Source organism: Oceanobacillus alkalisoli (assembly GCF_021556485.1).
Classification (GTDB): Bacteria; Bacillota; Bacilli; order Bacillales; family Amphibacillaceae; genus Oceanobacillus; species Oceanobacillus alkalisoli.
The window spans coordinates 248,135-261,013 of record NZ_JAKGBW010000004.1; the positions used below are offsets into that span (position 1 = coordinate 248,135).

Below are 12,879 nucleotides of genomic sequence, written 5' to 3' on the forward strand. Positions count from 1 at the left end.
TGCATGTTTTATCACCTAGTTGTATAATTATGCAGTATGTTAGTTTGGAGGATGAAGAAATGTTAAAAGGATATACATGGAAGAACTATTTATTATTTATTATCCCTTCCCTAATCGGGATTCTTTTATTTATTACCCCAGTTTCAACAGGAGACGGGACGACAATACCAATTGCACTGCTCGCAGGATTTGTTGAGGAAGCATTAGCTTCTTATCTATCATTGATTATGATGTTGATCATTGTGATTACAGCAGTTTTTACGCTAATTGGTTTTATATCAAAAGGTAAAGTTTATGCAAAAACACCATTCTTTGAGCAATTATTTACTACTTCATTATTTTGGACCGTAACCCGTACACTCGCTGCAGTGTTTGCAATCATGGTCTATTTCAAACTTGGTCATGAAGCATTTTACAGCCCGGATACAGGCGGGACATTGTTGGATGGACTACTCCACACCTTATTCGCAGTCTTTTTCTTCGCTGGCTTATTTTTACCGCTGTTAACGAACTTCGGTTTACTTGAATTCTTCGGCACATTAATGACGAAAATCATGCGCCCTGTGTTCAAGCTGCCGGGACGTTCATCGATTGATGCCCTCGCTTCTTGGGTTGGAGACGGGACGATTGGAGTCCTTCTTACGAGCAAGCAGTATGAGGACGGCTTTTATACGAAGCGGGAAGCGACCGTCATTGGGACGACATTTTCCATCGTATCGATCACATTCTCCTTAGTCGTGTTATCCGAGGTCGGTCTGGAGCATATGTTTGTGCCGTATTACATTACGATTGTGATTGCCGGCTTTGTGGCCGCACTTATTATGCCGCGGATCCCACCCCTTTCCCGGAAAAAAGATAGCTATATCGACGGGCGTATTGATGTTCTGGATGAATCGATTCCTCAAGGCTATAACACAGTCAGTTACGGGATGAAAAATGCGTTGGACCGTGCGAAGAAAGAAACGAATGTGTATAAATTCTTTAAAGAAGGCTTCCAGAATATCTTAGATATGTGGATGGGAGTTGCTCCTGTCGTGATGGCGTTCGGTCTCATCGCCCTGATTGTTGCCGAATATACACCATTCTTCAGCTGGATTGGCGCGCCATTTATTCCGCTTTTGGAACTGATGCAGGTGCCACATGCTGTTGAAGCATCCGAAACCATTCTGATTGGTTTTGCGGATATGTTCTTACCAGCAATCATCGGCTCGGGTATCGAATCTGAGATGACAAGATTCATCATTGCTGCTTTATCGGTGACACAGCTCATTTACCTATCAGAAGTTGGTGGATTATTACTAGGTTCCAAGATTCCAGTATCATTCATCGACCTAATCGTTATCTTCTTACTACGGACGATTATTACACTGCCGATCATTACACTAATCGCGCATTTCTTGTTTTAAAATCAGGATGGAATGGATACGGAATGCTTTTACCGAATGAACGAGAACTTTTTGGTGGTTCAGGTGGTGAGAGAGTTTATAAACGACCGGTGGCGCTAGGCTTATGGCCAAGCCGATGATGAGACTTATAAACGACCATTCAAGCTACGTTCATCGGATTTAAGCAAGACAGAACGGCTACCCGAACAAGCAGCCCACCCCCGCCCCGATTACAAAAGTCGAAAAAAGCAGTGAATCCACACCAGATTCACTGCTTTTCTCATTTTTCATCCCAATATCTAGTACCAATATCTAGTACTTGAAGTAGGACATTGCCTCTGACCCCATTGTCCCATTAATTCAGCTTTTCTCTTAGGAGGGTGGTTCGGCCTTCGATAAGTGGTTGGAAGATGCCGAGTACTGGTTTCCACGCTAAGAGATAGACGATTCCCGCTGAGATGGCAGCTAGACCGATAACGTCGATTGGACCGTCAACAGAGAAGATCCCTGCCTCGCGGAAGTACTGGATAAAGAATCCATGTAATAAATAGACGTAGAGTGTTCGCGTCCCGAGATGGGTAACACCTTTTATCCGTTGTTGCGGAATCCAGGCAAGGACACTGATAACCATCAATGCCGACCCTGCATAAATAAGCAAGCGGACAAATCCTCCATAACTCTCCACCCCTAAATCACCATACGATTTCGAAGCGAGCAACCAGCCAGTATTAATTTCCGGCAGATAATAGATTAAGACAGCGAACAGGACCATAATGGCAATACCTGCTATTTTGACAGCTTTCTTCTTCACTAGCATTAATTGTTCTTCCGTCAGCCAGTAACCGATTAGGAAAAACGGGAAAAAGACAAATGTCCGCGATAAACTAAGTGTATGACCAATCTCGCCAAAATAACCAACTACAATTCCGATAAGCAAGGCGAGACTAATGCCTATTGCTGGCTTCATTCTCTTAAAATACTCGAGTAATAAATGCCAGCAAAACAGACTGATTAAGAACCAGAGTGACCATTGCGGATAAATTAAACTGGCCTGCCACCCCGTTTTACCAATGAGGTAATAAAAACCCGTGTACAGTGTTTGAAAAATAACATATGGCATAAGCAATTTGTTGACGAGCTTCCAGATATATTTGCTATCCCCTGCTCCCCTCGCGAAAAAGCCAGAGACTAAAATAAAGGCTGGCATATGGAAAATATAAACCCATGTATATAACGTGTTCATACCAAGTGAGTCTGCTACAAACGGTTGAATCAAATGACCAAACACTACGAGGAAGATCAATATCGTTCTTGCATTATCAAAATACGCATTTCTTTCCATTGTTCTTCATCCTTTTTGTTCATGATTATTTTATTCGTGGGTAAAACCATTGTACCCGCTCCTATCCTAAATAACTGGAATGATGCAGCGTTTTCACCGATTTGTTAGCCCTATGTAAACTAGATGACAATATGTAATAAAATTGAAATCAAAAAACCGTCCCTTTGTAGAGACGGTTTTTGGATCGTAATCTTATATCGTTGCTTCGTCTGCAACGGAATCTTTATCATTAAATTTACTCGGATCATGTGTACCAAGAACACGGGATGTCAATGTTCCAGCCACCATGCTTCCGTTCACGTTCAGTGCAGTACGTCCCATGTCAATCAATGCTTCAACAGAGATCAAGAGACCAGCTAGACCTACTGGAAGTCCCATGGATGAAAGAACGATAATCGCTGCGAATGTCGCTCCACCACCAACTCCAGCTACACCAAATGAACTGATTGCTGTAATGATTACAAGTGGAATCAGGAAATCCAATGCTAATGGATTGATCCCAGCAGTTGGTGCAATCATTACGGCAAGCATAGCCGGATAAATTCCAGCACAGCCGTTTTGCCCCATCGTCGCACCAAATGACGCGGAAATATTGGCTGTTCCATCATCCACTCCAAGTCCGTTTTTCTGTGCTTGAATATTAATTGGGATTGTTCCAGCACTAGAACGGGATGTGAATGCAAAGGCAAGCGCAGGGAAAGCTTTTTTCACATAGATTAGCGGGTTCAAGCCACCGATTGATACAAGAATAAGGTGAATCGCGAACATAACGATTAATGCTACATAAGAGGCAAGAACGAATTTACCAAGTTCAATCACTCCTGCATAGTTCGTTGTTGCAACCATATTTGTCATCAGTGCGAGCACTCCGTATGGTGTCAAGCGCAGAATCAATGTAACGATCCGCATGACGACCGTATAAATTGCATTCACACCTTTAACGAAAAGCTCTGCCTGTTCCGGCTGTTTCCTTCTGACGCCGAGAACAGCGATACCTGTTATAAAAGAAAAAATAACGACCCCGATAACAGATGTCGGGCGTTCTCCTGTCATATCAAGGAATATATTATTCGGAATAAAGTTTAAAATTCGCTGTGGTGTTGTCTGTTCCTCCATACCTGCATAACGCTCTTCCAGGGAACTTGATCGCTCGTTCTCTTCCTGTCCCGCCTCAATTTGATCAGCAGAAAGGTCAAAGACAAGAGCAGAACCGATTCCGACTATTGCTGCGACCATCGTTGTACTAATTAAAATTCCAATGACCCACCCGGCCATTTTGCCAAGTTGCTTTGTTTTCTCTAAGTTAATGATTGCCCGGATAATAGAAACCATCACAAGTGGCACAACAATGAGCATGAGAAGACGGACATAACCGCTCCCTACAATTCCGTACCAATCGAGTGTTCCAGTTAATATAGACGAACCTGCTCCGTAAATAATCTGTAAAACGGCGCCAAGCACGATTCCAAGTCCCATTGCGGTAAACACGCGTTTCGCAAAGGATACGTATTTCTTCTGCATCATATACAGCAGCCCGAGAATCGCCAATAAAACAATAATATTTATAATAATAAAGACAATATCCATCGTGTTCCTCCTATTTTCATTATTCGAATGAATTTCATCATTACCAAAGTCGGCTTTTCCATCACCGCATGTAGCTGGAAACGAACCTACTCAACTACATATGGTGATGATGAAGCATTAAAGACGTATTATGAAATTCATTAATTCCTATGGAATTAATACGGTATAGACTATACTATGAATTAAAAAGATGTGCAAGAAATTAGTTTATCAGGGAAACTTGACTTTTGATTAGCTTCTCACCGTTATCAAACGCTATTCCCTTATTTAAAGAAATAAGGCCTATTTTCAAGCAAAAGAAATGATCCCGCACTGTAAAGAGGCGGAATCACTTGTTCAACTTAAATCAGGCTGGAGTTCAAGCTCAACGTTCCCCTTAATCGCACGGGAAATCATACAGCTTGTTTCTGCTTTTTCGACTAGTTTTTTTAATTTCTCATGTTCCTTATCCGTTGCAGAAGCTTTTAAGACAACGGTTGGCTTATGGATAATCTTTTTATACGTAAATATGCCATTCGTCACATCGACAACCGCTTCTGCGTCATGGGACATTTCTTTCAGCGGCAAATCGGCCCGTTCGATCATGGCCGCGAGTGTGATGACATAACAAGTTGCAGCTGCTCCGAGCAGCATTTCGTCCGGATTCGTGCCGACACCAGGACCATCCATCTCAGGTGGGATTGAAATCTCGGCCTTTAAATTTCCAGCATCAATCCGGCCGACACTATTTCTTCCACCCGGCCAGTCCGCTTTTAAATAAAAATGATGCTCCGCCATGTAATTAATCACCTCTTCGGTTAGATTGTAGCATAATTTTTGCTATTTCCTTAGCAGGTTGCTTAAAGAGAAAAAACCGAGGAATACCCACGGTTTTTATCTCCAATAGCTTGTCTAACAAGCGGTTATGAAATTTCTTTCGTATCCATCGTCGTTTTCTTCGATGAGAACCAGCCAATGACTGCGATGAGGACAAGTACGATATAAAATGCCAGCTTCCAGCCTGTTGTATGCGGGAATCCTTGTGGAATAAGCGCGACATCTTGATGGGCTAGGACGAGAACAGCAAGCTTCACACCAACCCAACCGACAATGAGAAATGCAGCAACCTCAAGTCCTGGACGTTTGGCAAGTAATCCGACGAAAACATTTGCAGCAAAACGCATAATGATTAATCCTACCATTCCGCCAATAAACACAACAGCGAACTGACCGGCGTCAAGACTTCCGATCTCACCTAACCCAGTGGCTGGTAACGCAACAGCTAGTGCAACAGCAGCAAGGATGGAGTCGACCGCAAAGGCAAGGTCAGCAAATTCCACTTTAAGTACCGTGAGCCAAAACTCTTTCGGTGTTGCTTCTTTAAGCGGCTCCGTGTCTTTTGTAACATCCGCTTCTTCTTGACGTTTCGGTTTGAAGCGGTCGTATAAGTTTTTAAATGAAATTCCAAGTAAATATAAAGCTCCTAACGCTTGAATCCACCAAACTTCCACGAGGAACGAAATAACGAATAAGGAACCGAACCGAAGGACAAAGGCACCAGCCAGTCCATAAAACAGAGCCTTTTTCCGTTGTTTTTCCGGTAAATGTCTTACCATAATAGCTAAGACAAGCGCATTGTCTGCAGCAAGCAGACCTTCTAGACCGATTAATACGATCAATACCCATAAATATTCTAAAATTAAATCTGCACCCATTCGTACACACTCCTTCTCCTGCTTTTTTCAGCATTGTTTTAGCCACAAAAAAATGGCCTTTTTACAGATAAAGGCCACAGAAAAAGACCTTTACCTGTGATGGGTAAAGGTCTCGCTAACAACAGTTGTTGCCAATCAAGCCGGAGATGGGTATCTCGTAATGACGACTTAAATTGTACAGCTACTCCCCTTTAGGAATCAATCAATAGAGATATTAAACACTATTTCGGATAAAATGTCAATCACTTGCCCATACAGGGTAAAACATATTTGGTTGGTGAAATATTGGAGATACTCTACTATTCCCCAAACAAAAATATTTATACCTGAATAGAACTCCCTGTTACTTCTCGATTATTTCAGCCAAAGATTTATCTAGTGCGGCTTTAATCGTTTCAAGTTTTTCTGTACTTGCCCCGTGACTCGCACTCCGGACACCATAGTAATACTTTAATTTCGGTTCGGTGCCTGACGGGCGGAAGCAAATCCAGCCGTCTTCTTCCAGAATAAATTTCATCATATTCTCTTGCGGCAAGTGAATGGCTTCTATCCGACCAGTCGCTGTATCCGTACGTTCACTCGTTACGTAATTCTCGATCTTTTCCACGCGGATACCAGCAATTTCTTCCATTGGCCGCTCCCTGATTTCTTCCATAATTTTCGCTATCTGCTCTGATCCTTCTTTTCCTTCCAGTGTTAAGGAAGTAAGACCTTCCAAGTAATAGCCATGTTTTTCATATAAAGTATGGAGGGCATCTAACACCGATTTCCCTTTGTTCTTCCAATATTGAGCCATTTCTGCCGTTAGCATTGCTGCTTGAACCGCATCCTTGTCACGGGTAAATCCGCTTGCTAGGTAGCCGTAGCTTTCTTCATAACCGAACATAAATGTTTCGCCTGTTGAATCAAACCTAGCAATTTTCTCTGCAATATATTTAAAACCGGTAAGTGTCTCAATCGTTTCCACACCATACGCATCAGCAATCGCCCGGCCAAGTTCTGTCGTGACGACCGTTTTGATCATACGGGCATTCCGGTAAACGTTCAGATTACTATGGGATAAAATATAGTCGAGCAACAGAGAGCCAAGCTGATTCCCGGTAAGAACGACATATTCGCCTGACTGATTTTTAACAGCTGCTCCGAGCCGGTCTGCATCCGGATCTGTCGCAAGTAAAACATCAGCACCCACCTTTTCCCCGTATTGGATTGCAAGTTCAAATGCTTGATGTTCTTCCGGGTTCGGTGATTCAACAGTTGAAAATTCCGGGTCTGCCACTGCTTGTTCCTCCACAATTGTGACATTTGGGAAATTCAGTTGTTCAAATCCGCGTGCAACGAGGTCTGTCCCCGTTCCATGGAGTGGGGTGTAAACGATTTTCAAGTCTTTTTCCTGTTTGAGCCCTTCTTCATCCATCTTCGTCATGTCGTAGAGTTTTTCCAAATAAGCCCGGTCGACTTCTTCGCCGAGCCAGTGGAGCAGCAGCTCATCTTCTAATTCCTTCTTGTCGCGGACCGGTACTTCCAGCTCATCCCCCGTAGCTTGAATGGCTGCAGTGATTTGCTCCGCTTCTTCCAGCAATATTTGCCCGCCTTGTTCATTGTAGACTTTAAGCCCATTGTACTGAGGCGGGTTATGACTTGCGGTTATCATAATCCCCGCTGCAGCGCTTAAGTAACGGACAGCGTATGACAAGACCGGTGTTGGCCGGATTGATGTAAAGACGGATGCACGAATCCCGTATGCTCCTAGGACTCTCGCTGCTTCAACAGCAAATTCCTGGGACATGTAACGTGAATCATAGGCAATCGCAACTCCACGCTGTTTTGCATTCACAACATGCTCCAATAAGTAATTTGCCAGACCATTGGCTGCTTTTCGAACGGTATAGATGTTCATCCGATTCGTGCCAGGACCGAGCACGCCGCGGATACCCCCTGTTCCGAATGTCAGCTCCTGATAAAAAGCATCTTCTAATTTCTTCGGATTTGTTTTTAAATCCTTTAATTCGTCTTGGAGGTTAACATCCAAGTTCTTGAAAGCAAGCCATTTCTCATAGGTTTGTTCCCAGTGTTTCGCCATTTCGCTCCCCCTAATATGTATATATATGAGAATAGTAACACAGCATATTCTTTTATTCTATTAATCATGGATAAAATCATGAATTTTTGTTAATAATACTATTATATATTAATAAGTTGAATGAATTTCATAATTACCAAAGTCGGCTTTTCCATCACCATATGTAGTTGGGAACGAACCAACTCAACTACATATGGTGATAGGAAAGCATTAAATACGTATTATGAAATTCATTCAAGTTAAAAGCACAAAAAAGAGGGTATACGTATAATTCAATCCTAGTTGCCTCCATTCAGCGTATGTGCACTTTCATCTGGAGATCCCTTAGTGCTCAGCCCGAGGAGGCTTCAGCTGTGCCTAAGGATGCGCATCCGTCCACCGGGCAACTGAACGGTGATTAGAGTTCCATAATAAGTGAACGAGCAAAATACTTACGTTGAATGAAAGTAATTAGTAGTTTTTTCGGTTAATTTTGAGTTTGAAATTGGATATAAAAAACCTTAGTAAGTTTGCTAGAAGAATAGATGAGTTGGAGGGAGGATTTTGGTGAGGAATAGACGTTTTTTTGAAGTGGTTATTGGATTGATTCTAATTTTCTTTCTGATTTGGCTCGTGTCGATTACAGATTTTATTTTTATGCCATTGTTTAAATTGGTTGGAGCGGTCGCTTTTCCGATTATTGGAGCGGGGATTCTTTATTATTTGACGAAGCCGCTGATGCGCTTTTTTGAACGGTTTAGAATTCACCGGATTGTGGCGATTCTTATGGTATTCATCATTATTTTGCTCTTGGCATTTCTCTTTGTCATTTATATTTGGCCGATTGTCCGAGATCAGACAACGAATCTGGTAAAAGGAATTCCAGCAATGGTAAAGGTTGTAGAAGATTTCATCAGCTACTGGGAAGCAAATTATACGAGCATTCCTGATCAGGTACTGCAGGCGATTGATGACTTCACTGATAATATTCCTGCTCGGATGGAAGATATCATTAATTATTTATTTACCTTTGTCGGCGGGTTGATTGGTCAGGTCATCAGTATTATTGCGGGGATTGTTTTAATTCCATTTTTCCTTTTCTTTATGTTAAAAGACGGGGAAAAATTATTGCCGTTTATCACGAAGTTTTTCAAACCGAAGAAAGCTGCAAATCTCCGGAGCTTGCTGCTTAAGATTAATCAAGTCTTAACTGCATTTATTCAGGGCCAGTTGCTTGTAAGTTTTTGTGTTGGCGTGCTTCTGCTTATCGGATACTCGATTATTCGTCTGGATTATGCGTTAGCACTTGCTTTATTTGGAATGGTAACGAATGTGATTCCCTATCTCGGACCATTTCTTGCTGTAACGCCGGCACTAATTGTTGGAGCTTTCCAGGATCCGCTGAATATTTTTTGGGTGTCGATTATTATGATTGTCGCGCAGCAGATTGAGAGTAATTTGATTTCGCCTAATGTGATGGGGCAAGTGTTACATATGCATCCACTGACAATCATTACAGTGATTTTGGCCGCTGGAAGCATCGCCGGCTTCCTCGGCATCCTGTTCGCTGTTCCCTTCTATGCCGTCGTCCGGACGATTATTATTCACTTTTATGAAACGTATGTTGATTCCAAGAAAAATAGAGAAGATGCGTTGTTTTAAAGCAATTTCAGCATAAATAATTTGTTCAGAGCTTTAATCACAAATGAAAATTGCACTTCCGAAATTTGAAACATTAAATAATGAGCCAGATAAGATTTTTTCTCGTAGCAGTCCAGAAGAAAGCTGCACATACCCTGAACGGACAACATTATCTTTTTCCCTAGGAATCTAGCTGGAATCATATTACAATAGAATAGGAAGGATTTGGGAAAGGGGATTGGGAAACGATGAACAAAGAGCAACTTTTAGGTAAATTGGATGAACTGAAGTCGGATTACGTCCGGATTCAAGGTGACATGGATAAATTGGAATACGTAAAAGGCAGAGTCTCCTCAGCAGAAGGCCAACTCGTCCGCCTCGAGGGAGAAATTGCCGAAGTACGGAAACAACTCGAAGAATTCGAGGATGAAGAGTAAAGTTGCGACTTTACTCTTCTTTTTACGCGAAAATATGATACGATTATTTTCATAGAAAGGAGTGTAAGGACATGCTTGTCAAAGAAAAAAACATTCTGCAAACCTACTTCGGTTACGGTGCATTCCGCCCCGGGCAAGAAGAAGCAATCAGCTATATACTCGAACGAAAAAACACACTTGCTGTCATGCCTACAGGCGGAGGTAAATCTCTAATCTATCAAATCCCCGGATTATCCATGGAAGGTACTGCAATCATCATCTCCCCTCTTATTTCGCTGATGAAAGATCAGGTGGATGGACTTGTATCCCTTGGAATTGCTGCAACCTATATCAACAGTTCCCTGTCTGCCGCTGAACAGGATATGCGGATGCGGGAAATTGCTGCTGGCAGATATAAATTCGTCTATGTCGCACCAGAACGTTTTGAGTCCTTTCGTTTCACTGAGCTCATGCAAGGGATTCATATTTCCCTTGTCGCTTTTGATGAAGCACATTGTATTTCCCAGTGGGGACATGATTTCAGGCCAAGTTACCGCTCGATTGTGCCACGGTTAAAAGAATTTGGTAATATTCCTGTTTTTATCGCGCTTACTGCAACAGCAACAGAGGAAGTTGTCGCAGATATCCAATCCCTTCTCGGCATTGCGAGCGAACAGACGGTGAACACTGGTTTTGCAAGGGAAAACCTATCCTTTCATGTCGTAAAAGGGAAGGATAAACAGACGTATATCCGTAGTTTTCTTACTGAACATAAAAATGAGCCCGGCATTATTTACACGGCGACCCGGAAACAAGCGGATAATCTACATACGCAGCTGAGCCAGCGTGGATTTTCCGTTGCGAAATATCATGCCGGGCTTACAGAACTCGAGCGGCAAGAAGCACAAGCCGCCTTTCTTCATGATGAAGTTACGGTTATGATTGCGACGAATGCATTTGGAATGGGTATCGATAAATCAAACGTTCGTTTTGTAATCCATTATGCAATGCCGATGAATATTGAATCCTATTACCAGGAAGCTGGAAGAGCCGGCCGGGACGGGGAAGCGAGTGACTGTATTCTCTTATTTTCTCCGCAGGATGTGCAAGTTCAGAAGTTTTTAATTGAACAATCGATGCTGGAAGATGATGCGAAACAAAATGAATACCGCAAGCTTCAGGCGATGATTAATTACTGTCACACCCATGGGTGTCTCGCAACTTTCATTCTGGATTATTTTGATGATACCGTGCAACATGTAAACTGTGAACGCTGCAGCAATTGTACGGAACTGCAGGAGAAAACGGATATTACGGAAGAGGCGCAGATGATTCTATCTTGCGTGAAGCGAATGAATGAACGGTTTGGTGTCAGTATGACGGCGAAAGTGCTGAAAGGTTCCAGGGATAAAAAGATTATTCAATTCGATCTCAACCGACTCACCACATATGGACTGCTTTCTCGCTATACGGAGAAAGAGATCACCGAAATGATTCACTTTTTAATTGCGGAAAATATACTGGCAATTGAAGAAGGACGTTATCCGACAATCCGCTTGAACCAGAATTCTGTCGACGTTTTAAAGGGAGAGCGGCCAGTTGAGATGTATACCGCCCCAATCCCAACGACAGGAGATTCCGATTTCCATGTTGGATTGTTCACCGAATTGCGGGCACTTCGAAAAGAAAAAGCCGATGAGAAAAATGTACCGCCGTATATTCTCTTTTCCGATGCCACGCTAAAAGAACTAAGCCGATATTTCCCGCAATCGAAAGAAGAAATGCTGCAAATCAAGGGAATTGGTGAAGTGAAGTTCGAGCAATACGGGGAAAGCTTCCTTGCCTTGCTTCAAGACTGGCGGGCACGTAACCCAGATGTGGAGGAGAAAGTGCTCATTTCCGCCGACACACCGGCTGTCCGGAAAAAGAATACCGATGACGAAGGGCCGAGCCATCTCGCTAGCTACAATCTTTTCCAATCAGGCAAAACAATTAAAGAAATTGCTGCAATCCGTGGCTTCAAGGACCAGACGATTGAGAATCATTTGTTTAAAGCGTATAAAGAAGGATTTACCCTTGCTTGGAATATCTTTTTCAATGAGGAAGAAGAAGCGGAAATACTGAAGGCAAAAGAAGAAACCGAAGAAGAACGGCTGAAACCGCTGAAAGAAGCGTTACCTGAAGGATATACGTATTTGAAAATTAAAGCGGTATTAGTGAAAAACGGAATGATGTAGTGGGACAAGGGCTACCCGAGGCCACTGAAAAACTCCTGTTTTTTAATGGGAGGTAAGTCAAACTAAAATAAGAGAGCTTTTTATGTGTTTTTTCATAAAAAGCTCTCTTATTTACCTAATATCTTCCCTATTTTTGGCCTATTAGCTTCATGATTCTTTTTATATTTGTCGCAAATATCGTGGTTGCTCCTTGTATCTCCATGCCGAATAGACCCGAGTCAGTGGCTTTATTGTACCCGTGTCGATTTTTTAATTCACTATTTTTCGCTTCAATCATATAACGATCCCGAGCTAATTCTTGGAACACTTCTGTTTCTTGGAATGCTTTTTGATCCCTATGCTCCGTAGACTTCAAGGTCACGGTGTATGTTTTTGACTTAGCACCTTTTTTGTAACATCCATCGCGCAATGGGCAGACCTTACACTTTTCGATGTCAAATCGATACTGAACTTCGGAATTTCGATCTTTCCTTTTTACGGATCGTTTCCCGGTAGCTAAATGCCCCGCTGGACAA

The 12,879-nt window shown here is 42.5% G+C and carries 11 protein-coding genes; 5 read left to right on the plus strand and 6 right to left on the minus strand.

The window, feature by feature from the left end; genetic code table 11:
- Positions 1–59: 59 nt before the first annotated feature.
- On the plus strand, positions 60–1,406 hold the full coding sequence (locus tag LZD48_RS06415) for a YjiH family protein (protein ID WP_235761914.1): 1,347 nt from the start codon (positions 60–62) through the stop codon (positions 1,404–1,406).
- Positions 1,407–1,740: 334 nt separating this feature from the next.
- Here the strand turns inward: LZD48_RS06415 and LZD48_RS06420 are convergent, their stop codons facing one another.
- The 5 genes from LZD48_RS06420 to LZD48_RS06440 form a co-directional block, all read right to left on the minus strand.
- Positions 1,741–2,727 carry an acyltransferase family protein gene (locus tag LZD48_RS06420; RefSeq protein ID WP_235761915.1) on the minus strand — a complete coding sequence of 329 codons (987 nt, stop codon included), beginning with the start codon at positions 2,725–2,727 and terminating at the stop codon, positions 1,741–1,743.
- A gap of 192 nt (positions 2,728–2,919) precedes the next feature.
- A complete protein-coding gene (locus LZD48_RS06425) occupies positions 2,920–4,314 on the minus strand; it encodes an L-cystine transporter (RefSeq protein ID WP_255770752.1) in 1,395 nt (464 codons plus the stop codon).
- A gap of 336 nt (positions 4,315–4,650) precedes the next feature.
- Positions 4,651–5,091 (minus strand): OsmC family protein, encoded by a 441-nt coding sequence (locus LZD48_RS06430; protein WP_235761916.1) that lies wholly within the window; start codon positions 5,089–5,091, stop codon positions 4,651–4,653.
- A gap of 125 nt (positions 5,092–5,216) precedes the next feature.
- Complete coding sequence (locus LZD48_RS06435; protein WP_235761917.1) at positions 5,217–6,008, minus strand: TerC family protein; 792 nt, start codon at positions 6,006–6,008, stop codon at positions 5,217–5,219.
- A gap of 343 nt (positions 6,009–6,351) precedes the next feature.
- Entirely contained in the window at positions 6,352–8,091 is a 1,740-nt protein-coding gene (locus tag LZD48_RS06440) for a phospho-sugar mutase (RefSeq protein ID WP_235761918.1), read from the minus strand.
- Positions 8,092–8,211: 120 nt separating this feature from the next.
- Here LZD48_RS06440 and LZD48_RS18735 point away from each other — a divergent pair, with 120 nt between their 5' ends.
- The 4 genes from LZD48_RS18735 to recQ all read left to right on the plus strand — a co-directional run bounded on the left by LZD48_RS18735 (position 8,212) and on the right by recQ (position 12,364).
- Entirely contained in the window at positions 8,212–8,334 is a 123-nt protein-coding gene (locus LZD48_RS18735) for a hypothetical protein (RefSeq protein ID WP_255770755.1), read from the plus strand.
- A gap of 303 nt (positions 8,335–8,637) precedes the next feature.
- Positions 8,638–9,732, plus strand: coding sequence for an AI-2E family transporter (locus LZD48_RS06445; protein ID WP_235761919.1), 1,095 nt, complete (start codon positions 8,638–8,640; stop codon positions 9,730–9,732).
- A 227-nt stretch (positions 9,733–9,959) separates the two neighbouring features.
- Complete coding sequence (locus tag LZD48_RS06450; protein WP_235761920.1) at positions 9,960–10,148, plus strand: SE1832 family protein; 189 nt, start codon at positions 9,960–9,962, stop codon at positions 10,146–10,148.
- Positions 10,149–10,219: 71 nt separating this feature from the next.
- On the plus strand, positions 10,220–12,364 hold the full coding sequence (recQ, locus tag LZD48_RS06455; protein WP_235761921.1) for a DNA helicase RecQ: 2,145 nt from the start codon (positions 10,220–10,222) through the stop codon (positions 12,362–12,364).
- A 127-nt stretch (positions 12,365–12,491) separates the two neighbouring features.
- Here recQ and LZD48_RS06460 read toward each other — a convergent pair.
- On the minus strand, positions 12,492–12,879 hold a 388-nt coding region (locus tag LZD48_RS06460), incomplete at its 5' end, for a transposase (protein ID WP_235761922.1).